This is a genomic window from Cupriavidus sp. C2SS-8b, assembly GCF_057073745.1.
Genome location: NZ_CP172716.1, coordinates 236,868 through 262,258 on the forward strand (window position 1 = coordinate 236,868; position 25,391 = coordinate 262,258).

29 protein-coding genes are annotated in these 25,391 nt (G+C 66.3%); 15 read left to right on the plus strand and 14 right to left on the minus strand.

Translation table 11 applies throughout. From position 1 onward, the window contains the following. Positions 1–138: 138 nt before the first annotated feature. Both ACIGJB_RS01015 and ACIGJB_RS01020 read left to right on the plus strand, forming a co-directional pair. Positions 139–615 carry a copper chaperone PCu(A)C gene (locus ACIGJB_RS01015; protein WP_483730993.1) on the plus strand — a complete coding sequence of 159 codons (477 nt, stop codon included), beginning with the start codon at positions 139–141 and terminating at the stop codon, positions 613–615. Between the two features lie 24 nt (positions 616–639). Continuing rightward, entirely contained in the window at positions 640–822 is a 183-nt protein-coding gene (locus ACIGJB_RS01020; protein WP_483730994.1) for a hypothetical protein, read from the plus strand. On the opposite strand, the gene ACIGJB_RS01025 is transcribed toward ACIGJB_RS01020, so the two are convergent. After that, positions 786–1,721, minus strand: coding sequence for a LysR family transcriptional regulator (locus tag ACIGJB_RS01025; RefSeq protein WP_483730995.1), 936 nt, complete (start codon positions 1,719–1,721; stop codon positions 786–788). The two genes, ACIGJB_RS01020 and ACIGJB_RS01025, sit on opposite strands and share 37 nt — an antisense overlap. A 94-nt stretch (positions 1,722–1,815) precedes the next feature. On the opposite strand from ACIGJB_RS01025, the gene ACIGJB_RS01030 reads away from it, so the two are divergent. Further along, positions 1,816–2,334, plus strand: coding sequence for a DMT family transporter (locus ACIGJB_RS01030; protein WP_483730996.1), 519 nt, complete (start codon positions 1,816–1,818; stop codon positions 2,332–2,334). Here ACIGJB_RS01030 and ACIGJB_RS01035 read toward each other — a convergent pair. The 3 genes from ACIGJB_RS01035 to ACIGJB_RS01045 are packed head-to-tail and all read right to left on the minus strand — an operon-like array spanning position 2,319 to position 3,387. Then, positions 2,319–2,537 (minus strand): cysteine-rich CWC family protein, encoded by a 219-nt coding sequence (locus tag ACIGJB_RS01035; protein ID WP_483730997.1) that lies wholly within the window; start codon positions 2,535–2,537, stop codon positions 2,319–2,321. The genes ACIGJB_RS01030 and ACIGJB_RS01035 overlap by 16 nt on opposite strands. Continuing rightward, the gene (locus ACIGJB_RS01040) at positions 2,534–2,764 is read right to left on the minus strand and encodes a zf-HC2 domain-containing protein (RefSeq protein ID WP_483730998.1); all 231 of its coding nucleotides are present in this window, start codon (positions 2,762–2,764) and stop codon (positions 2,534–2,536) included. The genes ACIGJB_RS01035 and ACIGJB_RS01040 overlap by 4 nt, the downstream gene beginning before the upstream one ends. Before the next feature lie 29 nt (positions 2,765–2,793). Continuing rightward, positions 2,794–3,387 (minus strand): sigma-70 family RNA polymerase sigma factor, encoded by a 594-nt coding sequence (locus tag ACIGJB_RS01045; RefSeq protein ID WP_483730999.1) that lies wholly within the window; start codon positions 3,385–3,387, stop codon positions 2,794–2,796. Positions 3,388–3,623: 236 nt separating this feature from the next. Here ACIGJB_RS01045 and argB point away from each other — a divergent pair, with 236 nt between their 5' ends. From argB to slmA, 3 genes are all read left to right on the plus strand, one after another. Beyond that, complete coding sequence (gene argB / locus ACIGJB_RS01050) at positions 3,624–4,553, plus strand: acetylglutamate kinase (protein WP_483710169.1); 930 nt, start codon at positions 3,624–3,626, stop codon at positions 4,551–4,553. Between the two features lie 77 nt (positions 4,554–4,630). Then, a complete protein-coding gene (locus ACIGJB_RS01055) occupies positions 4,631–5,596 on the plus strand; it encodes a pyrimidine 5'-nucleotidase (RefSeq protein WP_483731000.1) in 966 nt (321 codons plus the stop codon). Further along, a complete protein-coding gene (gene slmA / locus ACIGJB_RS01060; RefSeq protein WP_483731001.1) occupies positions 5,593–6,258 on the plus strand; it encodes a nucleoid occlusion factor SlmA in 666 nt (221 codons plus the stop codon). The genes ACIGJB_RS01055 and slmA overlap by 4 nt, the downstream gene beginning before the upstream one ends. On the opposite strand, the gene creD is transcribed toward slmA, so the two are convergent. The 3 genes from creD to creB form a co-directional block, all read right to left on the minus strand. Next, the gene (creD, locus tag ACIGJB_RS01065; protein ID WP_483731002.1) at positions 6,255–7,667 is read right to left on the minus strand and encodes a cell envelope integrity protein CreD; all 1,413 of its coding nucleotides are present in this window, start codon (positions 7,665–7,667) and stop codon (positions 6,255–6,257) included. The two genes, slmA and creD, sit on opposite strands and share 4 nt — an antisense overlap. 108 nt (positions 7,668–7,775) lie before the next feature. Next, positions 7,776–9,224 (minus strand): two-component system sensor histidine kinase CreC, encoded by a 1,449-nt coding sequence (creC, locus tag ACIGJB_RS01070; RefSeq protein ID WP_483731003.1) that lies wholly within the window; start codon positions 9,222–9,224, stop codon positions 7,776–7,778. Between the two features lie 18 nt (positions 9,225–9,242). Next, positions 9,243–9,947: a two-component system response regulator CreB gene (creB, locus tag ACIGJB_RS01075; protein ID WP_483731004.1), complete on the minus strand. Its 705-nt coding sequence runs from the start codon at positions 9,945–9,947 to the stop codon at positions 9,243–9,245. A gap of 334 nt (positions 9,948–10,281) precedes the next feature. On the opposite strand from creB, the gene metX reads away from it, so the two are divergent. The 3 genes from metX (at position 10,282) to ACIGJB_RS01090 (ending at position 13,020) form a co-directional block, all read left to right on the plus strand. Continuing rightward, positions 10,282–11,454 carry a homoserine O-succinyltransferase MetX gene (gene metX, locus ACIGJB_RS01080; RefSeq protein ID WP_483731005.1) on the plus strand — a complete coding sequence of 391 codons (1,173 nt, stop codon included), beginning with the start codon at positions 10,282–10,284 and terminating at the stop codon, positions 11,452–11,454. Further along, positions 11,451–12,062 (plus strand): methionine biosynthesis protein MetW, encoded by a 612-nt coding sequence (gene metW / locus ACIGJB_RS01085; RefSeq protein ID WP_483731006.1) that lies wholly within the window; start codon positions 11,451–11,453, stop codon positions 12,060–12,062. The genes metX and metW overlap by 4 nt, the downstream gene beginning before the upstream one ends. Positions 12,063–12,168: 106 nt before the next feature. Then, the gene (locus ACIGJB_RS01090) at positions 12,169–13,020 is read left to right on the plus strand and encodes an acyl-CoA thioesterase (protein WP_483731007.1); all 852 of its coding nucleotides are present in this window, start codon (positions 12,169–12,171) and stop codon (positions 13,018–13,020) included. A gap of 16 nt (positions 13,021–13,036) precedes the next feature. Here ACIGJB_RS01090 and ACIGJB_RS01095 read toward each other — a convergent pair whose 3' ends face one another. Next, the gene (locus ACIGJB_RS01095; RefSeq protein WP_483731008.1) at positions 13,037–14,296 is read right to left on the minus strand and encodes a muropeptide transporter; all 1,260 of its coding nucleotides are present in this window, start codon (positions 14,294–14,296) and stop codon (positions 13,037–13,039) included. Between the two features lie 121 nt (positions 14,297–14,417). Here ACIGJB_RS01095 and ACIGJB_RS01100 point away from each other — a divergent pair, with 121 nt between their 5' ends. Next, positions 14,418–15,377 carry a M48 family metallopeptidase gene (locus tag ACIGJB_RS01100; RefSeq protein ID WP_483731009.1) on the plus strand — a complete coding sequence of 320 codons (960 nt, stop codon included), beginning with the start codon at positions 14,418–14,420 and terminating at the stop codon, positions 15,375–15,377. A gap of 63 nt (positions 15,378–15,440) precedes the next feature. On the opposite strand, the gene argC is transcribed toward ACIGJB_RS01100, so the two are convergent. Next, on the minus strand, positions 15,441–16,388 hold the full coding sequence (gene argC, locus ACIGJB_RS01105) for an N-acetyl-gamma-glutamyl-phosphate reductase (protein WP_483731010.1): 948 nt from the start codon (positions 16,386–16,388) through the stop codon (positions 15,441–15,443). A gap of 172 nt (positions 16,389–16,560) precedes the next feature. Between argC and ACIGJB_RS01110 the strand changes: the two genes are divergently transcribed. Beyond that, the gene (locus ACIGJB_RS01110; RefSeq protein ID WP_483731011.1) at positions 16,561–16,857 is read left to right on the plus strand and encodes a type II toxin-antitoxin system MqsR family toxin; all 297 of its coding nucleotides are present in this window, start codon (positions 16,561–16,563) and stop codon (positions 16,855–16,857) included. 31 nt (positions 16,858–16,888) lie between these two features. Next, positions 16,889–17,290 carry a type II TA system antitoxin MqsA family protein gene (locus ACIGJB_RS01115; protein ID WP_483731012.1) on the plus strand — a complete coding sequence of 134 codons (402 nt, stop codon included), beginning with the start codon at positions 16,889–16,891 and terminating at the stop codon, positions 17,288–17,290. 9 nt (positions 17,291–17,299) lie between these two features. On the opposite strand, the gene ACIGJB_RS01120 is transcribed toward ACIGJB_RS01115, so the two are convergent. Further along, positions 17,300–18,076 carry an exodeoxyribonuclease III gene (locus ACIGJB_RS01120; protein ID WP_483731013.1) on the minus strand — a complete coding sequence of 259 codons (777 nt, stop codon included), beginning with the start codon at positions 18,074–18,076 and terminating at the stop codon, positions 17,300–17,302. A 30-nt stretch (positions 18,077–18,106) separates the two neighbouring features. Here ACIGJB_RS01120 and pyrE point away from each other — a divergent pair, with 30 nt between their 5' ends. Next, on the plus strand, positions 18,107–18,808 hold the full coding sequence (pyrE, locus tag ACIGJB_RS01125; RefSeq protein ID WP_211946943.1) for an orotate phosphoribosyltransferase: 702 nt from the start codon (positions 18,107–18,109) through the stop codon (positions 18,806–18,808). 187 nt (positions 18,809–18,995) lie between these two features. Next, complete coding sequence (locus ACIGJB_RS01130) at positions 18,996–20,177, plus strand: patatin-like phospholipase family protein (RefSeq protein ID WP_483732371.1); 1,182 nt, start codon at positions 18,996–18,998, stop codon at positions 20,175–20,177. 30 nt (positions 20,178–20,207) lie between these two features. Here ACIGJB_RS01130 and ACIGJB_RS01135 read toward each other — a convergent pair whose 3' ends face one another. The 4 genes from ACIGJB_RS01135 to ACIGJB_RS01150 form a co-directional block, all read right to left on the minus strand. After that, complete coding sequence (locus ACIGJB_RS01135; RefSeq protein ID WP_483731014.1) at positions 20,208–21,017, minus strand: polyphosphate kinase 2 family protein; 810 nt, start codon at positions 21,015–21,017, stop codon at positions 20,208–20,210. An 80-nt stretch (positions 21,018–21,097) separates the two neighbouring features. Next, on the minus strand, positions 21,098–21,964 hold the full coding sequence (gene dapF, locus ACIGJB_RS01140; protein ID WP_483731015.1) for a diaminopimelate epimerase: 867 nt from the start codon (positions 21,962–21,964) through the stop codon (positions 21,098–21,100). Positions 21,965–22,007: 43 nt separating this feature from the next. Continuing rightward, positions 22,008–22,901, minus strand: coding sequence for a lipid A biosynthesis lauroyl acyltransferase (locus ACIGJB_RS01145; RefSeq protein ID WP_483731016.1), 894 nt, complete (start codon positions 22,899–22,901; stop codon positions 22,008–22,010). Continuing rightward, complete coding sequence (locus ACIGJB_RS01150) at positions 22,898–23,782, minus strand: lysophospholipid acyltransferase family protein (RefSeq protein ID WP_483731017.1); 885 nt, start codon at positions 23,780–23,782, stop codon at positions 22,898–22,900. Before ACIGJB_RS01150 ends, ACIGJB_RS01145 begins: the two co-directional genes overlap by 4 nt. 310 nt (positions 23,783–24,092) lie before the next feature. Between ACIGJB_RS01150 and metK the strand changes: the two genes are divergently transcribed. Next, positions 24,093–25,256, plus strand: a complete 1,164-nt coding sequence (gene metK, locus ACIGJB_RS01155; protein ID WP_483731018.1) for a methionine adenosyltransferase — start codon at positions 24,093–24,095, stop codon at positions 25,254–25,256. The last annotated feature ends 135 nt before the right edge of the window (positions 25,257–25,391 follow it).

Below are 25,391 nucleotides of genomic sequence, written 5' to 3' on the forward strand. Positions count from 1 at the left end.
GGCTCGCAGGCGCCGGCCAGTGCGACACCTTGCCGCATTGGTCGCGCGGGGGCGGCGCTGCCAGACTATCGGGTTATCCGCAGGGCCGGCACCCGCCGTCGGCCGCATGGTCTAATGTCTGCTTTCTGGGAGCCTTGTATGCAAGCCAAATTCCGCGCGGCCACGCTGGCCGCTTCGTTCGCCATGCTGGCCTCGGGCGCCGCGCTGGCGCAGGTCGATGTCAGCAACGCCTGGGTGCGCGGCACGGTGCCGACCCAGACGGCGTCGGGCGCCTTCATGGTGCTGCACGCGCATGAGAATGCAAAGCTGGTCGGCGTGTCGTCGCCGGTCGCGGCGGCCGAGTTGCACGAGATGAAGATGGAAGGCAACGTCATGCGCATGCGCCAGGTGCAGTCGCTGGACCTGCCGAAGATGCAGAACGTGGAACTCAAGCCCGGCGGCTACCACGTGATGCTGATGGACCTGAAAGGCCAGCTCAAGAAAGGCGACACGGTGCCTATTACGCTCAAGATCGAGCAGGGCGGCAAAGTCATCGAGCAAAAGGTGAACGCCGAAGTGCGCGATATGACCGCGAGTGCCGCCAGCCCGGCTGGCCACGGCGATCACAAGCACTGAATCTGACTGGACCGCGGGGCAGCCATGGCCAACAAGCAGCTCGGCACCCGCCAGAAGATGGTGTTCCGCGGCGGCACGGGCGCGCCGCCGCCGCCGCGTGACAAGGGCGCCGGCCGCAAGCCAGGTCCGCCGCAGACCGGCAACGCGGCAGGCAAGTCGCCGGTGCGGCGTCAGCCGCGCAAGCTGATCGGTTCGTCCGATTCCTGAGTGGCCGCGGCGGCCTGCACGCGCTCGCGCAGCCAGGTATGCCCCGGATCGGCGTCCGTGCGGTCGTGCCAGATCATGCTGAAGGTGAAGTTATCGAGCGCGAACGGCGGATCGAACACCGCGTAGCGCGGGTCCGCCTCCAGCGCGGCCAGGCTGCGGCGTGCAGTGGTCAGGACCAGGTTGGTCCCCGCGATCAGCGCCGGCGCCACGCTCCAGTGCGGCACCACGCAGGCGATCTTGCGACGCCCGCCAATTTTTGCCACGGCCGCGTCGATGGCATCCACACGCTCGCTGTGCGTCGCGACCAGCACGTGCGAACGCGCCAGGTAGGCGACCTGATCCAGCCGGCCCGCATCGCGCACCGTGGCCGCATCGACCGCGCAAGCGTAGCTTTCCTCGAACAGGGCGACCGCATGCACGTCTTCAGGCTGATGCGAGAAGACGCCCAGCGCCATGTCGATCTCGCCATCGGCCACTTGCGCCGTCATGGCTTCGCGGCTGGCCTGGGTCACCACCAGGTCGATATTCGGCGCGGCCTTGCGCACCGCGCGCAGCAGCCGCGGCAGCACCACCAGCGCGCCGTAGTCGGACATGGCGAGGCGGAAGCTGCGGCGCGCCGTTGACGGCTGGAAGCCGCCCGGACCGAGCAGGATGCGCACCTGCGCCAGCGCTTCGGCCAGGGGTCCGGAGATTTCATGGGCGCGGGCACTCGGCACCAGACCGCCCTTGCCGCGTACCAGGATGGGGTCGTCGAGCAGTTGGCGCAGGCGTCCCAGTGCGTGACTGACGGCGGGCTGGCTCAGGTGCAGGCGCAGCGCTGCGCGCGAGATATGGCGTTCGGCCAGCAGTGCTTCCAGCACCACCAGCAGGTTCAGGTCGATTCCGCGTAAGGTATTCATTCCGCGAATGTTAAACGTATGAAAGCAGAATTGGAAATTCATTCTGCGATATTTCACACTGGCGGGTATCGAATATTGCCTTGCGGAGTGCGCCATGTCCGGCACGACCCTGCCCGCGAACCTGCTTCTCCCCCTTGCCACCGCCATGCTGGCCGGTGCCGCGATCCCATTCCAGGCCGGTGCCAATGCCACGCTGGGCCGGGCGCTCGGGCATCCGCTATGGGCCACCGTGGTGTCGCTGCTGGTCAGCCTTGCCGTCATCGTGCCGCTGCTGTGGCTGCTGAAGGTTCCGTTGCCCACGCTCCGGGCGGCGGGTCGTGCGCCGGCGTGGATGTGGATTGGCGGGGTCCTTGGCGTGTTCTATATCACGGCGGCGCTGCTCGTGGCACCGCGTCTGGGCGCCGGCGGCTTTATCGCCGCTGTCGTTGCGGGCCAGGTCGTGGCGGCGTTGCTGGTCGATCAGTTCGGGCTGGCTGGCTTCGCGGTGCGCGCGCTGACGCCGGGGCGCCTCGCCGGCGCGGCGCTGATCGCCGCCGGCATGGTGGTGATGCAGTGGAGTTCGGCGCAAGAGGCACGGCCCCACGCCGCGCCACCGCTTCAGTCCGGCGCCTGAGTTGGCGCCTGCCTCTTTTTCAGGCAAGCGGGGCACAGGCAATGCTGGTCCGGCACGATCCTGCGCGCGGGCAGCAGCGGCTGGCTGGCGCACCAGCACTCGGGCAGACCGGCCGCATAGCCGCATACGAAGCCTGCGCCGCATTCGCTGCAGTGTTCGACCGGGCGCAGCTGCCCCGTGAGGACGGTGGACGGATCGGTCATGGCCGGCTCCGCGGCGGCTCCTCGCCATCCTGGCCCATGCGGTGCATGGCCGAGCGCATCAGCCGCATCTGCGCGTCGAAGCGCGTGCAGGCCGCGCAGATCAGCAGATGGCCGCGCAGGCGCAAGCGCTCGGTCCAGCCGAGCGGGCGGTCCATGGCCTTCATGGTGAGGTGGTGGATTTCCTCGCAGTCGGGCAGTAGGCGGTGAGGGCGTGGCGAGTCGGGCATGGAATCGTGTCGGGATCCTTGCGGGCGGGTCAGCGTGCCTTGCGGGCGCCGGGCGGCAGCCCGAACCAGTTCAGCTCCAGGCATTCGCGCAGGCGCATGCGGGCGCGGTACAGGATCACCCAGACATTGGTCGCGCTGAGCTGCAGATCCTGACAGATTTCTTCGGTCTCGAGCTCCAGCCACTCGCGCATCATGAACACGCGCGCGGTCTGCGCCGGCAGGCGGTCGACGCAGGCCTGCAGCACCTCGAAGAACTCGCGCCGCTCCAGCGTCCGGTCGGGATCGCCCCAGTCGGATGGCATGTCCTGGTAGTGGCCGTTGCGGGTGAAGAGCACGTCGAAGGCGTCCTGTTCGGAGTGGGTCTCGCCGTCGTCGTCGGTGGCCAGGGCCAGCCGCACTTCGCGCCGGCCGCTGCGCAGCAAGTCGATGATCTTGTGCTTGAGGATGCCGATCAGGTAGGTCTTCAGTGCCGACTGGCCGGTAAAGCGCTCCGGGTGTTCCAGCGCGGCGAGCAGGGTGTCGGACACGGCGTCCTCGGCCAGGGTCTCGTCGCGCAACTGGAGCCGGGCGAAGCGCAGCAGGTGGGGGCGCAGGGACTCCAGGTCGGCGGTGTCGTGAGGCATCGGGGCGGCGAGGGTGATACCTGTTGCGCAAAGATGACGCCGGCGCGCCGCGTCGTGCGCCACGCGGCGCATCGGGACGGCTTGTACCGGGCCTATGGGGCCGGCTGCCCGCGCTCCTCGCGGATTCTTGTAAAATCGGCGCCTGCCGTGGCCCTATGGTGCACTTTCGGGTGATCCCCGCGAGTTCCCCGCCAGGTCTGCGGCCGATTTGCCATCATACCTGTTGAATCTCACGGATGTCCCAAGCCATGAACGCCGACCACCCCGGAGCTGCCGCGACTGCGGTGGCCGCTATTGCCCCCGCCCTCAAAGCCGAGATTCTCGCCGAGGCGCTGCCCTATATCCGCAAGTTTCATGGCAAGACCATCGTGGTCAAGTACGGCGGCAATGCCATGACCGAGGAAAAGCTCAAGCACGGCTTCGCGCGCGACGTGATCCTGCTGAAGCTGGTCGGCATGAACCCGGTGGTGGTGCACGGCGGCGGCCCGCAGATCGATGAGGCGCTCAAGAAGGTCGGCAAGGTCGGCACCTTCGTGCAGGGCATGCGCGTGACCGACGAAGAGACCATGGAAGTGGTCGAGTGGGTGCTCGGCGGCGAAGTCCAGCAGGACATCGTGATGCTGATCAACCAGTACGGCGGCCAGGCCGTGGGCCTGACCGGCAAGGACGGCGGCCTGATCCGCGCCAAGCGCCTGCAGATGCCGGACCGCGAGAACCCGGGCGCCTTTATCGACATCGGCTACGTGGGCGATATCGAGGCGATCAACCCGGCCGTGGTCAAGGCGCTGCAGGACGACGCCTTTATCCCGGTGATCTCGCCGATCGGCTTCTCCGACGACGGACAGGCCTACAACATCAACGCCGACGTGGTCGCCGGCAAGATGGCCGAGATCCTCAAGGCCGAGAAGCTGGTGATGATGACTAACATCCCGGGCGTGATGGACAAGAAGGGCAACCTGCTGACCGACCTGTCCGCGCGCGAGATCGAGGAACTGTTCGCCGACGGCACCATCTCGGGCGGCATGCTGCCCAAGATCTCGTCGGCGCTCGACGCCGCCAAGAGCGGCGTGCATTCGGTGCACATCATCGACGGACGCATCGAGCATTCGCTGCTGCTGGAAATCCTGACCGAGCAGGCCTTCGGCACGATGATCCGCTCGCACTGAGCGGCATCCACGGGGCAGCGCCCGCCTGGCGCGCTGCCCGCTGTCTTCTTCCCCCTTTGCAATTCCAATCGTCCGGCGTGCCTTCCAGTCATTCCACTTCGCGCCGCGTGCGGGCGCGCCTGCGCCGCCGGCCGGCCGGCGACCAGTCCGGCGACACGGTGTGGCTGTTCGACCTGGACAACACGCTGCACGACGCCTCGCACGCGATCTTCCCGGCGATCAACCGGCTGATGACCGCCTACGTGGCGCGCGTGCTCGGCTGCGACGACGCCATCGCGAGCCGCGTGCGCGTCGACTACTGGCAGCGCTACGGGGCGACGCTGCTCGGCATGATCCGCCACCACGGCGTGGACCCGGCGGATTTCCTGCGCGCCGCGCACGAGTTCCCGGACTTGTCCGGGATGGTGCGCGTGCGGCGCGGGCTGGCGGCGCACCTGCGCCGGCTGCCGGGGCGCAAGATCATCGTCACCAACGCGCCGCATGACTATGCGCGCGCGGTGCTCGATATTGCCGGCATCAGCCATTGCTTCGAACGCGTGGTGGCCATCGAGCACATGTGGGTGCACGGACACCTGCGCCCCAAGCCTGACCGGCGCATGCTGCGCCGCCTGCTGGCGCAGACCGGCATTGCGCCGCATCGCGCGGTGCTGGTGGAAGACACGCTGTCACACCTCAAGCGCTACGCCGGCCTGGGCATCCGCACGGCGTGGGTGACCGGCTACCTGCGCACGATTGCGCCCTCGCGCCCGCACGTGGTGGCCGCGCCGGAGACGGCCGGCAGCCGCCGCGATGCCGCGGTGCGCTCCACGCTCGATGCCGAAGACCGCCAGCACGCCAGCCATGCCGCGCAGGAGCATTCGGTGACGCTGGTCGCGGCGGAATCCCAGGTGCCGCCCGCTGCCGGGGCCGCCGCGCTGTCGCCGCAGTCGCAGCCCGACGCGCCGCGCGTGCGGGCACGCGTGCCGAACCGGCCGGCGTATGTGGACATAAAAGTACAATCCATGCATCAACTACAACGAAGAATGCGGAGAACCGGGTCATGATGGAAAGCAACGGAACCCCGCCGGAGGCGGTCCTGCCGGAAGGGCAGGACGACGCGCCGGCGAGCGAGAACGCGCCGCCGGCGCGCAAGCGCCCGCGCCCGGGCGAGCGCCGCGTCCAGATCCTGCAGACGCTGGCGGCCATGCTGGAGCACCCGCGGGGGGAAAAGATCACCACCGCCGCGCTGGCGGGGCGCCTGAGCGTGTCGGAGGCGGCGCTGTACCGTCATTTCGCCAGCAAGGCGCAGATGTTCGAAGGGCTGATCGCCTTTATCGAGCAGACCGTATTCGGCCTGATCAACCAGATCACGACCAACGAAGAGCACGGCGTGCGACAGGCCCAGGCCATCGTGCGCATGCTGCTGTCGTTCGCCGAGAAGAACCCCGGCATGACGCGCGTACTGACGGGCGAGGCGCTCGTGGGCGAGCACGAGCGTCTGCAGGAGCGCATCAACCAGATGGTCGACCGCATCGAGGCGTCGCTGCGCCAGTGCCTGAAGATCGCCGTGACGCAGGGCGCGTTTCCGGCCGATGCCGACGTCGCGCTGCGCGCCGCGCTGATCATGGCCTACGTTCAGGGCCAGTGGCACCGCTACGCCAAGAGCGGCTTCCGCAAGTCGCCTGGCGAGCGCGCGGAAGCGCAGCTGCGCGTGCTGCTCGGCTAGGCCGTCGCGTCTTCCGAACCCGTATCCGCAACCATTGCGGCCGCCGCCTGTTCACGCTGCGGCTGCAGGGCAGCACCGGCCGCGTACCAGTCGACCTTGCGCGTCACCACCATGATCGCGGCGAGCAGCAGAAACAGCAGCAGCGAGCCAAGCGCCAGCGCGTTGTCCTCCGATCGCAGCAGCACATAGAGCGCGCCATACAGCGTGGTCAGCAGCGTGGCGAAGCCCAGACCGCGTTTCCAGCTGCGCAGCACGAACGACAGGTAGAAGCCGAGCAGGCCGATGCAGGCGCCGCTTGCCGCCAGGTAGGCCAGCGCGAAGGCGATATGCTCTGACAGGCTCAGCAACAGCAGGAAGAACAGTGCCAGCGCCAGTCCTACCAGAAGGTACTGCACCGGGTGGATGCGCAGTTGCTTGATCAGCTCGAACAAGAAGAAGCCGGCGAAGGTCAGCAGTACGAACAGGATGCCGTACTTGGTAGCGCGCTCGGTCTGCAGGTAGATGTTGACCGGCTCGATCAGCTTGACCGAGACCGTATCCAGCGCCATGCCGCGCGAACCCGACAGCTGTTCGCGTGCCTTGGTATTGAATGCCGTGACACTCCACTTCGCGCGGAAGCCGGTTGCATCGACGGATCGCGTGCGCGGCAGGAACTCCCCGTCAAAGCTCGGATGCGGCCACGGTGAATCGATGGCGATATCGTTCTGCGCAGCCAGCGGCACCACGGCGAGCGACTGCGCGCCGAGCAGCGGCAGTGTCAGCGAGAACGGCACGGTGCGTCCCTCGGTGCGCGGCTGGGCCGCCGCGGGCTTGAATGCGGGCAGGTCCAGCTCCGCATGCAGTCCCTGCGGCAGCGTGGACAGCTTCGCGCCCTGCTGCAGCGGAAGTTTGCGGCCATCCAGTTCCAGCGTCGGCGCGCTCATCAGGCCGCGCGTATCGGTGATGCCCAGTGCCACGAAAGGCTGGCCGACTTCGAAGCGCACATGGCCCGGCGAGCGGGTCAGGTCATCCGGCGTGGGCAGCGTGATGCTGCCCTCCCAGCGGCTCTGCATTTCATACACTAGCGTCTTGTGGATGCCGCGGTAGCGCTCGCCCGGCGTAACGCTGGCTTGCACGCGCAGCGCCTGCGGAAACACCAGCAGCTGTCGGGCTTCGACGTTGTGCGTGATGGCCGGCGGCTGCTTCGGATCGGGGCGCTCGGTGACGGAGGTGACTTCCTTGTACGGCACGACGATCACGGGGCCGGTCAGCGTCTGCGGGCCGGCATAGCTTTTCCAGATGCTCTGCTCGGCTTCCTGGCCGTAGGCCTTGCGCTCCTGGACCAGATGGCCCACGAGGCTGAGCGGGATCAGGATCAGCACGATCAGGACGCCGGTGATCAGGGATTTGTATAGCAGGATCTTGTTCATGGCACGGGCCCGGTGGTGATGGTGCCGGCCAGCTTAGCCACGGCCTGTGCGCGCACGGTGGAGCCCGTGTGAAGTCTCTGTGTGCCTTTTGTGAAGCGGGCAGGTTGGTCAGGCCGCGGCCGGCAGTGTCAGCGTGGCGAGGGCGCCGCCGCCGTCGCGGTTGGCAAGGACGATCTCGCCCTTGTGCAGGTTGGCGACTTCGCGCACGAAGCACAGCCCGAGGCCGGTGCTCTTGTCCTGGCCGCCGGGCCGCGGCAGCGAGTAGAAGCGCTCGAACAGGCGAGGCAGCGCATAGTCGGGGATGCCGGGGCCGCGGTCGGCCACCTCGATCGACACCTGGCCGGCGGTGCCGTTGCCGGTCACGCCGACCTGCACGGTGCTGCCAGCCGGCGCGAAATCGAGGGCGTTCTCGAGCAGGTTGGCCAGCGCCTGGCGCAGCAGGAACGGGTCGCCCGGGACGGATGGCACAGGCCCGATGCCTGGCTCGATTGCAAGCGTTACGCCGCGCTGGCGCGCACGCGGTTCCAGTTCGTTCACGAGCGTACCAAGCAACGGCAGCAGTTCCACGCGCTCGGTGGTGTCGAGCCGCTGCTGCTGCTCCACCGCGGCCAGCGCCAGCAGCTTGCGGATCATCTGCGCGAGTCGCTCGGACTGGCCGCGAATATTGGCGACGAAGCGCTGGCGGTCGGTGGCCGGCATGTCCTCCTGCAGCAACTCCGCGGCGCCGCTGATCGCCGCGAGCGGGCTCTTCATTTCGTGCGTGAGCGTGTGGATGTAGTGCTCGACATACTGCTTGCCCTCGAGCCGAAGCCGCATGGTTTCCACGGCGCGGCCGAGCTCCGCCAGCTCGCTGGCGCCGTGCAGCGGCATCTGCGCGCGTTCGCCGGCTGCCACTGCGCGCGCATAGCGCTGCAACTGGCGCAGCCCGTACACCAGCCACAGCGTGCAGGCCAGCCCGATCACAAAGGCCACGCCCATCAGCAGCAGCCCGTGCAGCAGGATCTTGCGCTGGCTGCGCTCGATGAACGGCGTCATGGCCAGGTTAGGCTTGGCCACGGTCAGAACGCCCAGCGTCTTGCCGTCGATGGGGTCGCGGATCGGCGCGGCCACATGCATGACGGTGCTGTTCTCGTCGTCGGGGTTGGCGCGCGTGCTGCGCGCGCCGTACTTGCCCTGCAGCGTCAGGTAGACATCGTTCCAGCGCGAATAGTCGCTGCCCACCGCGCTGCCGGTGGTGTCGAAGCGAACGATGCCATGTGTATCGGTGATGTAGATGCGGTAGCCCACCGACTGCTTGCGCAGGCCCCACACATTCGCGTCCACCGGCGTGTCCTGCGCCCGCGCCAGGCGCTGCGCAAACGCGCCGTCGGCGATGCGGCCCTGCTTCATGTCGTCGGCGGCCAGCGCGGCCAGCACGTTGGCGGTATCGACCAGCGTGTCTTCCATGGCCTGGCGCACGCCGGGCTTCACCTCCTGCACGAACACGCGCAGTGTGAGGAAGGCCGCCAGGCCGACGATCACGAAGAAGCCGAAGAAGATGCGAAGCCCGATATGCATGCGCAGGACCGTCGGCCGTTACGGCTCGATGGAATACCCCATGCCGCGATGCGTGCGGATCGGGTCGCTGTCGGCATCGAGCGTGCGCAGCTTGGCGCGCACGGTCTTGATATGGGTATCGACGGTGCGGTCGATGGTGTCCGGCGCGTCGTGCCAGACCGCATCCATGAGCTGCGCGCGCGAATAGATGTGGCCGGGGTGCCGCAGCATCAGTGCCAGCAGACGGTACTCGTAGCGCGTCAGTTCGAGCCAGTGGCCTTGGTAGGCAACGCGCGCGCCGTCGGCATCGACCGTGAAGGCGCTCTGGCGAGATGGAGTGGGCGCGGCGTGGCAAGCGCCTTCGGCTGAGGACTGGCGGTTCGCTCGACGCAGGATCACCCGCACGCGCGCGGCCAACTCGCGCGGCGAGAACGGCTTTACGACATAATCGTCCGCGCCGATCTCCAGGCCGACCACGCGATCGATCTCGTCATGCCGCGCCGTCAGGAAGATGACCGGCACATCCGTGAACGTGCGCAGCGTGCGGCAGACCTCGAAGCCGCTCACGTCGGGCAGGCCGACGTCCAGGATCACCAGGTCATACGCCTGCGCGCGCAGGCGCTCCAGGCCGGCGCCGCCCAGCGCGCAGTGTTCCACCGCCATGCCGTCGGTGGACAGCGCATAGACGATGGTGTCGGCAATGGCGGATTCATCTTCGATGACCAGGATGTTCGGCTTGTGCATGGCGATTCGTCGGTGCCGGACCATGCCGCGTGCGGCAGGTTCGCGCCCGATGCGGCGCGTCCGGCGGATTGCACTATAATAAGCCGTCGCGCCGATTTGATGACTGGCTTGCGGGCGCGCGGCAGCCGGATGGCCCTGGAAAACCTGGGATCTCTGTCTGCGAATATAAATGCGGCTAAAGAAGTTGGGTCGGCGCCCCCAAGGCAGGTTCGGGAATCACGCCGGCACGCGGGACACCGCGAATACCCGACTTGGCTGCGACGCTTTATACGCACTGCCGGTCGGGTTTTTTTATGCCTGCGTTTTTTATGCCTGCTTTAGGCGGGCCGATTCCATGACAGATGTCGCCTTGCCGCCTGCCGCGCTCACGCTGCCGAATGATTCCGTCGGCGTGGTCACGCCGCAGCGCATGCATTTCCAGGAGCCGCTGAAGCTGCGCAACGGCTCGTCGATCGCCGCCTACGACCTGATGGTCGAGACCTACGGCACGCTCAACGCCGACCGTTCCAATGCCGTGCTGGTCTGCCACGCGCTCAATGCTTCGCATCACGTGGCCGGCGTCTACGCCGAGGATCCGCGCGATGTGGGCTGGTGGGACAACATGGTGGGCCCGGGCAAGCCGCTCGACACCAACCGCTTCTTCGTCATCGGCGTGAACAACCTGGGTTCGTGCTTTGGTTCCACCGGGCCGATGAGCACCAACCCGGCCACGGGCGAGCCCTATGGCGCGATGTTCCCGGTGGTGACGGTGGAGGACTGGGTCAACGCGCAGGCGCGCGTGGCCGATGTCTTCGGCATCGCGCAGTTCGCCGCGGTCATGGGCGGCAGCCTGGGCGGCATGCAGGCGGTGGCCTGGAGCCTGATGTACCCAGAGCGCCTGCGCCACTGCATCGTGGTCGCGTCCACGCCCAAGCTGTCCGCGCAGAACATCGCGTTCAACGAGGTGGCGCGCAGCTCGATCCTGTCCGACCCCGATTTCCACGGCGGCAACTACTACGCGCATGGCGTGAAGCCCAAGCGCGGCCTGCGCGTGGCGCGCATGATCGGCCATATCACCTATTTGTCGGACGAGGACATGGCCGAGAAATTCGGCCGCGAGCTGAAGTCCGAGGACATCCGCTTCTCGTTCGATGTCGAATTCCAGGTCGAGAGCTACCTGCGCTACCAGGGCGACAAGTTTGCCGAGTACTTCGACGCCAACACCTACCTGCTGATCACGCGCGCGCTGGACTACTTCGATCCGGCGCTGGCCTACGGCGGCGACCTGACGCGCGCGATGGCGCAGACGCAGGCGAGCTTTCTCGTGGCGAGCTTCAGCACCGACTGGCGTTTCGCGCCGAACCGCAGCCGCGAGCTGGTCAAGGCGCTGCTCGACAACAAGCGCCCGGTCTCGTACGCCGAGATCGACGCGCCGCACGGCCATGACGCGTTCCTGCTCGACGATCCGCGCTACCACAACCTGATGCGCGCCTATTACGAGCGCATCGCAGAGGAGATCGGCGCATGAACGCCCTCGCCAATCCCAATATCCTCGCCTTGCGCCCGGACTTCCGCGCGATCGCCCGCTGGGTCGAACCCGAGTCCACCGTGCTCGACCTCGGCTGCGGCGACGGCAGCCTGCTGCGCGTGCTGCAGGACGAACTGGAAGTGCAGGCCTACGGCATCGAGATCCGCGACGAAGGCGTGCTGGCCTGTGCGCAGAAGGGCGTCCATGTGATCCAGCAGAACCTGGAAGGCGGCCTGGCGCTTTTCGAGGACAAGAGCTTCGACACGGTGATCCTGTCGCAGACGCTGCAGACCATCCACAACACCGCGCAGGTGCTGCGCGACACGCTGCGCGTCGGGCGCGAGTGCATTGTCTCGTTCCCGAACTTCGGCTACTGGCCGCACCGCCTGTCGGTGTTCCGCGGGCGCATGCCGGTGTCGGAATCGCTGCCGTACCAGTGGTACAACACGCCGAACGTGCGCGTGCTGACCATCAGCGATTTCGAGGCGCTGGCGCCCAAGGTGGGCCTGCGCGTGCTCGACCGGGTGGTCATGCACGAAGGCATCACCGTGAACTGGGGCGAGAACTGGCGCGGCAGCCTGGCGGTGTACCGGGTCTGCTCCGCCTGAACGCTGCAGTGTCAGCAACCTGACCCGTGTGGGATGGCGATCGGCGTTGACGTGAACCCTGACTACGGCTAATGTAGGCAGGTATCGAACGACCGTGCTATTTGCCATGACCTTCGCGCCCCAAACCGTTACCGCCGCTGCCGCCGGCACGCTGCTTCATCCCTTTGACGATGCGCTCGTGCTGGAGCCAGCCGGCGAGCATCGCTTCCTGGGCCGCACTACGCCGGCCTACTGGAACATGATCGGGCCGTTCGGCGGCATTACCGCAGCGACGCTGCTGCAAGCGGCGCTGCTGCACCCGCAGCGCCTGGGCGATCCGCTCTCGCTGACGGTCAACTTCGCGGGGCCGATCGCCGAAGGGCCGTTCGAGATCGAGGCACGCCCCACGCGCACTAATCGCTCGACCCAGCACTGGCAGATCGAACTGCGCCAGGGCGATGCGGTGGCCACGACGGCCACCGCTGTGTTTTCGCTGCGGCGCGAGACATGGTCGTGCGGGGAGGCGGTGCGGCCCGAGGCCCCAGCGGCGAAAGACGTGCCGGCCATGGCCGGATTTGCGCCGGTGCGCTGGCTCAAGTCCTATGACATGCGCCCGTTCCGCGGCGCCAAGCCGACCACGGAGCCGGGCACGGAACACCCGGACAGCCTGACGCAATTCTGGCTGCGCGACGAGCCGGCCCGCACGCCGGACTTCCCGGCCATGGCCGCATGGTGCGACAGCTTCTACCCGCGCATCTTCCTCAAGCGCGCGGGTTTCGTGCCGGCGGGCACGGTGTCGCTGACCACGTATTTCCACGCCGATGCCGCCACGCTGGCCGCGCTCGGCGACAGCCACGTGCTATGCAGCGCGCGGGCCCAGGTGTTCCGCCAGGGTTTCTTCGACCAGAGTGCGCAGGTCTGGAGCGCGGGTGGCGAGCTGCTCGCCACGTCGCACCAGATCGTGTACTACAAGGAGTAAGGCCGCTCCTGGAGGCTCAGGCGATCGCCTCGCGCGCCTGGGCTTCGTAGCGATGGACGGTGTGGCGCATGGCCCAGAGCAGCAGCACGCCGGGCAGCGCCACCAGCACCGTGCCGAGGTAGAAGGGCGCCCAGCCCCACGCCTCCACCATGTAGCCGGAGGTCGGCCCGACATAGACCCGGCCAACCGAAGCCAGCGCCGACAGCAGCGCGTACTGGGTGGCCGAGAACGAGCGGTTGCACAGCGTCATCAGCAGCGCCACGAACGCTGCCGTGCCCATGCCGCCGCACAGGTTCTCGATCGCGATGGTGGCGCCCATCGACCACAGGTGCGGCGGCGTCACCGACAGGATCCAGTAGCCCAGGTTGGACACCGCCTGCAGCAAGCCGAACAGCATCAGCGACCGGTACAGCCCCAGGCGCACCATCAGCGTGCCGCCGAACAGCGCGCCGACGATGGTCGCGGCCAGCCCCAGCGTTTTATTGACGATGCCGACTTCGCCGGCGGAGAAGCCGACGCCGCGGATCAGGAACGTCGTGGACAGGCTGCCCGCAAAGGCATCGCCAAGCTTGTAGAGCACGATCAGCAGCAGCAGCCACCACGCACCGGGGCGCGAGAAGAAATCGCGCAGCGGGCCCACGATGGCTTCCTCGAGCGAGCGCGGCGCGCGCGCCGGCACGTCGGGCTCGGGGGCCCACAGCAGCGTGACGATGCCAATGCTCATCAGCGCGGCCATCAGCAGGTACATCTGCGACCAGCCCAGGACGCGGTCCGCCAGCCACAGAGCGAGCCCGCCGGAGACCAGCATCGCCAGCCGGTAGCCCAGCACCTTGACGGCCGCGCCCACGCCGCGCTCGGCCGGGCGCAGCACGTCGGTGCTGTAGGCGTCGAACACGATGTCCTGCGACGCCGACAGGAAGGCCACCAGCGTGGCCAGTGCCGCCAGCGTCCAGAGCGCTTCGCGCGGCGGGCAGAACGCCATGGCGGCGATGCCCGCCACCAGCCCGAGCTGCGTGACCAGCAGCCAGCCCTTGCGCCGGCCCAGGAGCGGCGGTGTGTAGCGGTCCATCAGCGGCGCCCACAGGAACTTGAAGATATAGGCCTGGCCCACCAGCGAGAAGAAGCCGATGGTCTTGATGTCGAGTCCTTCCACCGTCATCCAGGCCTGCAGCGTGCCGGACGTCAGCGCCAGCGGCAGCCCGGAAGCGAAGCCAAGCGCCAGCATGGCGCCGATGCGGCGGTTGCGGAAGATGTCGAGATAGTCCTGGAAAGTCATGGATGGCGTGGGCGGATGGCGCCGCGCGGCTGCGTGGGCGCCGTGTATTATTGCATCACCCGTTTGCCCGCTTTGTGTCCGACTGCCACCGGCTTTCCCTATCGCCCCCAAGGAACCGAACATGTCCCGCCACCTTCCAGGTGTTTCGCGTCCTGTGCTGTCCCGCATGGCCTGCGTGCTGGCCCTGGGCGCGGCGATCACGGTGGCGCCGCTGGCGCTGGCCCAGCAGGACGGCGACCAGGAAGATGGCATCCGCTTGCAGCGCGGCGGCTCTGCAGTACGAAATATCGTGCCGGTCGAGGTCATCGAGCAACAGGCCGCGCAGGAATACGAGCAGATCAAGCAGGAGGCGATCGCCAAGCGTGCGCTTGCCGGCGACAGCAATCCGCAGCTGCAGCGCCTGCGCGCCATCGGCAAGCGGCTGCTGCCGGAAACCGCGCGCTGGAACGAGCGCGCGCGCCAGTGGCAGTGGGAAATCAACCTGATCGGCTCGAAGCAGGTCAATGCCTTCTGCATGCCGGGCGGCAAGATCGCGTTCTACACCGGTCTGCTCGACCAGCTCAAGCTGACCGACGACGAGATCGCCATGGCCATGGGCCACGAGATCGCGCACGCGTTGCAGGAACATGCGCGCGAGCGCGCCGCCAAGTCGGAGATCACAAACCTTGGCGCCAATGTCGTTTCGCAGCTGTTCGGCTTCGGCAATCTCGGCAATATGGCGCTGGGGACCGGCGCGCACCTGCTGACGCTGCGCTTCTCGCGCGCCGATGAAAGCGAGGCCGACCTGATCGGCATGGACATCGCCGCGCGCGCCGCCTATGACCCGCGCGCGGCCGTAACGCTGTGGCAGAAGATGGCCAAGGTCACGCAGTCGGGTTCGGAGTTCCTATCGACGCACCCGTCGGGGCGCAGCCGCATCGCCGATCTCGAGAAACACATGCCGGAGGTGCTGCCGCTTTACGCGCGCGCCATGAACACCACGGTGGACCGCCTGCCGCCGTATCGCGCCAATATGGCCAATCTCGGCGATGCGCCGGTCGATTCCGGCGATGACGATCGCCAGCGGCCGCTGAAACGCTGATCGCCCCCGCGGGAAACAAAAAAGCCGGCAATGCCGGCCTTTTTGCTTGAGCGTGGAGAGCGGTCAGGCTTGCAGGCCCGTCGCCTCGTCGGCGCCCACATGCACGTTCATGCATTGCACCGCTGCGCCGGCTGCGCCCTTGCCGAGGTTGTCCAGGCGCGCGACCAGGTTCAGGCGCTCGGGCGTGCCGAACACGAACAGGTCGACCCGGTTGGTGTCGTTGTTGGCCTGCACGTCGAAGAAGCCGTCGTCGAGGTTGTCGTCGCTGTTGTAAGGCATCACGCGTACGAACTGCTCGCCTTCATAGTGCTTGCGGTAGATGTCGACGATCTGCTCGGGGCTCACCTTGCGCGCCAGGCGATCCGCGAACACCGGCACCGTCACCGCCAGGCCCTTCAGGAAGTTGCCGACGATCGGGTTGAAGATCGGTTCCGACGCCAGCCCACCCTGCACGCGCATCTCGGGCAGGTGCTTGTGCTGCAGGCCCAGCGCGTATTTGCGCGGGCTATGCAGCTTCGGGTTACCGCCGGCTTCGAACTCGGCAATCATCTTCTTGCCGCCGCCGCTGTAGCCGGTCAGCGAGAACGCCGACACTGGGTAGTCGCGCGGCAGCACGCCGGCATCCACCAGCGGGCGCACCGCCAGCACGAAGGCGCTGGCGTGGCAGCCCGGCACCGCGATGCGCTTGCTCGCGCGGATCTTCTCGCGCTGGCCACGCACCAGTTCCGGCAGGCCGTAGGCCCAGTTGTTGTCGGTACGGAACGCGGTGCTGGCGTCGATCACGCAGGTATTCGGGTTGGTCACCAGCGACACGGCCTCGCGCGAGGCCACGTCCGGCAGGCACAGGAAAGCGACATCCGCGGCGTTCAGGAAGCGTGCTCGCTCAGCCGGATCCTTGCGCTTGTCTTCTGCAATGCGCAGCAGCTCCACATCGGAACGACCGGAAAGATAGTCAAGCAACCGGAGACCGGTCGTGCCTTCCTGACCATCGACGAACACTTTGAAAACCATGGCGGACTCGCTCTTTGAAATGCGGGGAATGCGAAACATCTCCTGCCGGGCGCAGGGGCGAACCTGCATTGTAACGGGCTTGGGGGTCAGTCGCAGGGGTTTGTACCGATTGGATTATTGCGGTCTGGCGTGGTTCGAGGCTTGCGGGATTTAACCTAGTAGGTTAATTTGCATGGAGAAGGGCACGGCGCATTACAAGCTGCGGCATGTGAAGGTCATGCTGGCGGCAGGCCAGATGAAAATGACTTACGCCGCGTATGCCGGAGCGGCGCTAATGAAACTGGACTGGCACGGGGTGCGTGACATCCTGCTGGGCCTTGAACCGGCGGATTTCTATAAAAGCATGACTGCTTACGAGGATCATCGGGTGTGGCAGGACGTCTACCGCCCTGCCACACCATATGGTGGCCTCTACGTAAAGCTGACAATGACGGATAAGGTGCTCGTGGTGTCGTTCAAGCCCCGATAACCAACGATCCGGGCTGACTAAGGAGTTGCGGATGAGGTGTCCTGTTTGTGGTGGTGCGGAATTGGTGAAAGGTATGCGTGACATGCCTTATACGTATCGCGGAGAAACCACCGTAATCTGCGATGTGCAGGGGGAGTGGTGTCAGGAATGCGGCGACGGTGTACTGGACATCAATGACGGCGACAGAGTTAGTGAGTCAATGCTGGCCTTCAATAAACAGGTCAATGCGTCACTCGTGGATCCTACATATATCACCGCCGTCCGCAAGAAACTTTGCCTTGACCAGCGGCAGGCCGCAGATATTTTCGGCGGCGGCGTCAACGCGTTCTCCCGCTACGAAACGGGCAAGACTAAACCACCGCTGGCGCTGATCCAGCTCCTCAAGCTGCTGGACCGTCACCCGGAGCTGCTTGCAGAAGTCCGGGCGGCGTAAAGCCCGCGCTCAGAGCGGGTAGTCGTAATCGATCGACAGCGGCGCGTGGTCGCTGAACTTCTCGTCCTTGTAGATCGAACACACATGCGCCGTGGTGGCGATCTTTGGCGTCGCCAGGTGGTAATCGATACGCCACCCGACGTTCTTGGCGTAGGCCTGGCCGCGGTTGCTCCACCAGGTGTACTGCTCGGGCCGCGAATCGAGTTGGCGGAACACGTCCACATAGCCGTGGGTATCGAACAGGGCACCGATCCACGCGCGCTCTTCCGGCAGGAATCCAGAGTTCTTCAGGTTGCCCTTCCAGTTCTTGATATCGATTTCCTTGTGCGCGATGTTCACATCGCCGCACAGCACGATTTCCCGCCCGCTGGCCTTCAGTTGCAACAAGTGCGGAAGGAAGGCCTCCATGAAGCGGAACTTTGCCTGCTGGCGCTCCTCCGAACTCGAGCCTGATGGCACGTAGACCGAGATCACCGCGAGATGGGGATACTGCACTTCCACGTAACGGCCTTCGCCGTCGAATTCCGGGTTGCCGAAGCCGGTGACCACGCGCTCGGGCTTGTGCCGTGTGTAGAGCCCGACACCGCTGTAGCCCTTCTTCTCGGCGTAGTGGAAATATCCGTGGTAACCATGTGGCGCCAGGAACGCCTCGGTCATGTCGGCAGCCTGTGCCTTGAGTTCCTGTACACAGACCATGTCCGCGTCCTGCTTGCCCATCCACTCGAAAAAGCCCTTCTTGGACGCGGAGCGGATGCCGTTGAGGTTGGCGCTGATAATCCGTAACATGCGGGAAATTTTTGAATTCAGAGAGAAAAGATGACGCAGCAGACGACGCCTTCCACCGCGCAGCAGGCCGGCCAGCCGGACCTCAGCCAGACCTTTATCCGCTTCGCGCTGGATGCCGGCGTGCTGTCCTTTGGCGAGTTCGTCACCAAGGCGGGCCGGAAGTCGCCCTACTTCTTCAATGCCGGCTTGTTCAACCAGGGCGCCATGCTGGGCCAGGTGGCGCAATTCTATGCGAAAACCCTGCTGGCCTCGGGCGTGCAGTTCGACGTGCTGTTCGGGCCGGCCTACAAGGGCATCACCCTGGCCTCGGCCACCGCTGTGGCGCTGGCCGGCATGGGCCGCGATGTCGGCTTTGCCTACAACCGCAAGGAAGCCAAGGACCACGGCGAAGGCGGCACGCTGGTTGGCGCGAAGCTCCAGGGCAAGGTCGTCATCATCGATGACGTGATCTCCGCGGGCACCTCGGTGCGCGAGTCGATGCAGCTGATCCGCGCCGCGGGCGCCGAACCCGCCGCCGTCCTGATCGCGCTGGACCGCATGGAGAAGAGCGGCACCGCCGAGCAGATCGGCACGCATTCGGCCGTGCAGGACGTACAGCGCGAATACGGCGTGCCGGTGATCGCGATTGCCAGCCTGAAGGACCTGCTGGCCTACCTGGATGCCTCCAACAATCCGTCGCTGTCGGCTTCGCGCGAGGCGGTGGCTGCTTACCGGCAGCGCTACGGCGTCTGACCGGAATCCCGGCGCATCGCCACCCGGGAACGGTCCCGGGCGGGCGGCGCCGTAGCAGGACTCTTCACTTGGCAAGGAGCATGGCGTGGCGGGCAAAGAGCGGCAGGAAACGCAGGAAGCTGGAGCACGAGCAAAGCCCGCGCGCAAGCGCAAGGCACAGGTAGATCCGTGCGGGCCCGCGGAGGACTTGCCCAAGGGCCCCGAACCGGGACGCCCACCCCACGAGGCCTACGCCGTGCGCGCGCTGGTGCTGCAGGGTGGCGGCGCGCTCGGTGCTTACCAGGCTGGCGTCTACCAGGGCCTGACGGAAGGCGGCATCTACCCGAACTGGGTCGCCGGCATCTCCATCGGGGCGCTGAATGCAGCGATCATCGCCGGCAATCCGCCCGAGCGGCGCGTGGAGCAGTTGCGCGCGTTCTGGGAATACATCTGCGCGCAGCCGTGGCTCCCCAGCCTTGCGCATTCGAACATGTTCGAGAATGCGGAGTCCTGGCCCGAACCGCTGCGCGTCTGGTTCGACGGCCTGCACGCCGCGCGCGCGATGTTCGAAGGCCAGCGCGGCTTCTTCATGCCGCGCAACTGGCTGGAACTGGTCACGCGCTATACCGACCCGACGCGCGCCAGCTACTACGACACCACGCCGCTCAAGGCCACGCTCGAGCGTTTTGCCGACTTCGACCTGATCAACCGGCCCAAGGAGATGCGGGTGTCGGTGGGCGCGGTCAATGTCCGGACCGGCAACTTCGCCTATTTCGACAATACGCGCGACACGCTGCTTCCCGAGCACTTCATGGCTTCCGGCGCGCTGCCGCCGGGGTTCCCCGCGGTGGAGATCGAGGGCGAGTACTACTGGGACGGCGGGCTGGTTTCGAACACGCCGCTGGCCGAAGTGCTCGCCGCCCAGCCGCGCCGCGATGCGCTGATCTTCCAGGTGGACCTGTGGAGCGCGCGCGGCAAGCTGCCGCATGACCTCAGCGAAGTGGCCGAGCGGCAGAAGGACATCCAGTACTCCAGCCGTACGCGCACGATCACCGACTACATGCGCGAGCAGCAGAATTTCCGGCGCATGCTCAGCGAAGTGATGGCGCTGGTGCCGCCGTCCAAGCGCGACAGCGACTGGTATCGCCGCGCGGCCGAGCATGCGTGCGATGCGCGCCGCAACGTGATCCAGCTGATCTACCGCGACAAGTCGTTCGAGAACAGCGCCAAGGACTACCAGTTCGGCTTGCTCGCGATGCAGGAGCACTGGTCCAGCGGGCTCGACGATATCCGCGACACGCTGCGCCATCCGAAATGGCTGGCGATGCCCAGCCGGGAGCACCCGTTCATGACCCACGACGTGCATCGCGGCAACGGCGACAACGAGTGACGCGGCAGCGGTGCCGCTGCCGCGATCGCGCTACTCGATCTTGACCTTGTCCAGATCGGGCTGCGGCGGCGGATAAGCCGGCTTGAGCTGGCGGAACACCTCGGACAGGATTTCGGCCACCATCAGGTTGCGGTGGGTCTTGGAGTCCGCCGGCACGACGTACCACGGGCACTCCGGCGTGCTGGTGGCGGCAATGGCTGACTCGTAGGCGTTCATGTAGGCCTTCCAGTGCTTGCGCTCGGCCAGGTCGGTCGGATCGAATTTCCACTGCTTCTGCGGATCGGCCAGGCGAGCTTCCAGGCGCGACTTCTGCTCGTCCTTCGAGATGTGCAGGAAGCATTTCACAATGGTGGTGCCGGTCTCGGTCAGCAGCGTCTCGAATGCGCGGATCTGCCGGTAGCGCCGCTCGCATTCGTCATCATTGATCCAGCCATGCACGCGCGTGATCAGCACGTCTTCGTAGTGGCTGCGGTTGAACAGTACGATCTCGCTGGATTTGGGTACTTGCAGGTGGACGCGCCAAAGGTAGTCGCGCGCAAGCTCTTCCGCGGTCGGGGCCTTGAAACTGACCACGCGGATGCCAAGCGGATCGAAGCTGCGGAACACCGAACGCACGGTGCCATCCTTGCCGCTGGTGTCCATGCCTTGCAGCACGACCAGGATCTTGCGCCGGTGCTCGGCGTAGAAGATGTCCTGTTCGAGATCCAGTTCCTCGCTGATCTGCGCGATGCGCGCCTGGTCTTCCTGCTTGCCGCCTAGTGAAAATGGCTTGCTTCCGGGGTCGAAGCCGGCAAGGCTGAAGCGCTTGCCCGAGGTGATGCGGTAGTCGTCCAGCGGCATAGGGGCTCCATCGTTTCGTTCGGAAGCCCCGCCGCAGTCACGCAGCGATGAAGCGGAGCGGGGCGCACAGGCCCCTATGGTCACGCTGGCAGGGCGGCCAGGTCAATCGTGCCTTCGAACACCGTGGTAGCGGGGCCGGTCATGCGCACGGGCGTGGCGGCGCCGTCCCAGGCTATGCTCAGGTCGCCGCCGTGCGTGTGTACCTTGACCGGCGAGTCCAGCAGCCCCCGGCGGATGCCGGCGACGACCGCCGCGCAGGCGCCGGTGCCGCATGCCAGGGTTTCGCCGGCGCCGCGTTCGTACACGCGCAGGCGGGCGGTATGGCGGTCGACCACTTCCAGGAAGCCGGCATTGACGCGGTTCGGGAAAGTGGGGTGGTTTTCCACGATCGGGCCGTCCTGGAGCACCGGGAAGTCCTCGACATGGTCGACCACCTGCACGGCGTGCGGATTGCCCATCGACACCGCCGATATCCACGCCGTGCGGCCGTTGACCTCCAGCCCGTAGAGGGTGTCTTCGCCCTGCGCGCGCGTGGGCAGGCCTTCGGCGCGGAACGGCACGCGGGCCGGTTCCAGTTCGGGTGCGCCCATGTCCACCGTGACCTGGCCGTCATCTTGCAGCGTCAGCGTGATGATGCCGTTCATGACCTCGACGCGCACCGAGCGCTTGTCGGTCATGCCCTTGTCGGTGACAAAGCGCACGAAGCAGCGCGCGCCGTTGCCGCAGTGCTCCACCTCGCTGCCGTCGGCATTGAAGATGCGGTAGCGGAAATCGACATCGTCGCGGGTCGGCTTTTCCACCACCAACATCTGGTCGGCGCCCACGCCGAAATGCCGGCTGGCGAGCGCGCGCCACTGCCCGGTGGTCAGGTCGAGTTGCTGGTGGATGCCGTCGAGCACGACGAAGTCGTTGCCGGCACCGTGCATCTTGGTGAACTGGAGTTTCATGGTGCGAATTGTAGTCGTGCAAGGCCGGGCCTGCCGGCCGCGGTCAGTAGATCGACGGTTCGCCGGCCGGGCGGTTCTTGAAGCGCTTGTGGACCCAGTAGTACTCGGCCACGCGCGGTCGGATGCAGTCCTCGAAGAAGGCGTTCATGCGGCGCGTGTCCTCGGCCACGCTGTCGCCGGGATAGTTTTCCCAGGCCGGCAGGATGCGCAGCACGTAGCCCTGGTAGTCGGGCAGCATCTCCGTGTAGATGGGCACCACCTTGGCCCCCGTCATGCGGGCCAGGCGCGACACGGAAGTCAGCGTCAGCGCCTGCACGCCGAAGAACTCGACATATTCCGAATCACGTTCGCCGAAGTCCATGTCGGCGATCAGCTGCAGCGCCTCGCCTTTCTTCAGGCAGCGCAGGATGTCGCGCGCGCTGTCGCCGCGCGAGATCATCTTGGCGCCGAAGCGGCCGCGCGCATGCTTGAGGAAGCCGTCGAACAGCGTGTTCTTCTGCGTCGTGTACAGCGACGCGCCCGAGCGGCCTACATGGTCGCGCAGGTGGATGGTCAGGCGGATCGCGCCGGCCTCTACGCCGGACAGATGCAGCGTGACGAGGATGTGCGGCGTTCCGTCCATGGCGACGAGATCGGCCTGGTCGTCGATCTGCACCCAGCGGCGCATCTGGGCTTCGCTGCCGGTCCAGAAAATGCCGCGCTCGGCAAAGCTGCGGAACACGGTGCGAAATGACTCGCGCGACAGCGCGTCGATCTCGGCCTCGCCTTTGTCAGGAAAAGCGGTGCGCAGGTTGGCCTGCACGATGCGGCGCCGGCTGCTGGGCACGCGGTAAAGCAGGCTGCCCAGCCCTTCGCCAAAACGGGCCACCAGTGGATAAGGCAATTTGCCCAGCACGGTCAGCAGACCAATGCCAAGCCACGTAAAGATACGGCTCATGAGTGGGAGGATTCGGTGGCCGGCAGCGCGTGGGGCGGACGCTCCATGCCGGACGGGGTCTTGTAACGGTTGTAGCTCCAGAGGTACTGCGTGGGGGCAATCGCCACGAGTTCCTCGATGGTGCGGTTGATAACGGCGGCGGCTTCAGCCGGATCTTCGGGCAACATGCCGCCATCGTTGATGATGCGAAGATGGCCGCGATAGCCGGCGCCGCGCGGCAGGCGTTCGCCGAAGATGGCGGCCACCGGGGCGCGCGTCAGTTGCTGCAGGCGATGCACCAGCGCCATGGTGTAGGCGGGTTTGCCAAAAAACGGTGCCCAGTGGCCCTCGCCGCCGCTTGGCACCTGATCCGGCAGGATGCCTACGGCCTGTCCGCGCTTGAGCGCCTTGACCAGCATGCGCACGCCGCGCGGCGTGGCGGGGGCCATTGCCAGGTTTGGCCGGGTGCGCATGCGTTCGATCCAGTCGCGCAGCCAGACCTGGTGAGGCGGCTTGAACAATGCCGTCACCGGGCGCAACAAGGCGTGCGATTGCGGCAGCACTTCGAAGCAGCCGAGATGAGGCGTCAGGATAATGAGGCCGTGGCCGCGCGCCTGCAGCCTTTCCAGTTCCGGCCAGAGGTAATCGTCGAAGCCATACAACTTGGCGCCAATCTTCTTGCGGCTCCAGAAGTAGGGCATTTCCAGCGCCATGCACCCGGCCGAGCGCGCTGCGTCGGCGATCATCGATTCGGTTGCGTCCGGGTAGGCAAGCAGAAAGTTCTCCCGCAGCCGACTTCCGTAGCGGCCCGGCAGGCGGGCGGCCAGCAGTCCGAGCGTACCGCCGATCGCCTGGAGCAGGCGCAGCGGAAGGCGGGAAATCAGCCAGAACAGGAAAGTCATCGAACGTGGCGGTGGGGGCTCCCGGCGGGAGCCGATCTGCGAAGCAGCCTCAAATATTCATGCAGGGCTCAGGATCCCGGCGATTCCTGCCGCTAACCATGGATCGCACCGGCGTATGCCGGCGCACGGTGGCCCCGGGGCCACTGCCTGCATTGTGCCGGCAGGCGCGTATAATAGCGTGTATCGCCGAGTTAACTGACAACTTGCGGGGCGATACCGCTCTAACCGGGCGGCCTGAAAATACCGCTAAAGCGTCGCCGCCATGACCCGACAGGCAGGCACGCAATAGCCAACCCTGGAGAACAAGTTCGTGGCAAACGACTTCCTTTTCACTTCGGAGTCCGTCTCCGAAGGCCATCCCGACAAGGTCGCAGACCAGATTTCCGACGCGGTCCTGGACGCCATCCTGGCACAGGACAAGTACGCGCGCGTGGCTGCCGAGACGCTCTGCAACACCGGGCTGGTCGTGCTGGCCGGGGAAATCACCACTACGGCCAACGTCGACTACATCCAGGTCGCACGCGACACCATCAAGCGCATCGGTTACGACAACACCGATTACGGCATCGACTACAAGGGCTGTGCGGTGCTGGTCGCGTACGACAAGCAATCGCCCGACATCGCCCAGGGCGTGGACCGCGCCTCCGACGACTACCTGAACCAGGGTGCCGGCGACCAGGGCCTGATGTTTGGCTACGCCTGCGACGAGACCCCGGAACTGATGCCGTTCCCGATCTATTATTCGCACCGCCTGGTCGAACGCCAGTCGCAACTGCGCCGCGACGGCCGCCTGCCCTGGCTGCGTCCGGATGCCAAGTCGCAGGTCACGGTGCGCTATGTCGACGGCCGTCCGCACAGCGTGGACACTGTGGTCTTGTCGACGCAGCATGCCCCGGACATCACCCAGGCGCAGATCCGCGAAGCCGTGATCGAGGAAATCATCAAACCGGTGCTGCCGCCCGAGATGCTCAAGGACACCAAGTACCTGGTGAACCCGACCGGGCGCTTTGTGATCGGCGGTCCGCAAGGCGATTGCGGCCTGACCGGCCGCAAGATCATTGTCGATACCTACGGCGGCGCCTCGCCGCACGGCGGCGGCGCGTTCTCGGGCAAGGATCCGTCGAAGGTCGACCGTTCGGCCGCCTACGCCGCCCGCTACGTGGCCAAGAACGTGGTCGCCGCCGGCCTGGCGCGCCAGTGCCAGGTGCAGGTGAGCTACGCCATTGGCGTGGCGCGCCCGATCAACGTGACCGTCTACACCGAAGGCACCGGCAAGATCCCTGACGACAAGATCGCCGAACTGGTGCAGGAACATTTCGACCTGCGCCCGAAGGGCATCGTGCAGATGCTGGACCTGCTGCGCCCGATCTACGAGAAGACCGCCGCTTACGGCCATTTTGGCCGCGAAGAGCCGGAATTCTCGTGGGAAGCGACCGATAAGGCAGCGGTGCTGCGCGCAGCGGCCGGCCTGTAAGCAAGGTCGCTGTACCGAGGTAAAAACCCCGCTGGCTGCCGGTCAGCGGGGTTTTTTATTGGGTAACTTGCCGGCGCATGGTTGTGATCAAATCATCACGCAGAAATGGCGCGGTAGAATCCGCCCATCCGGCAA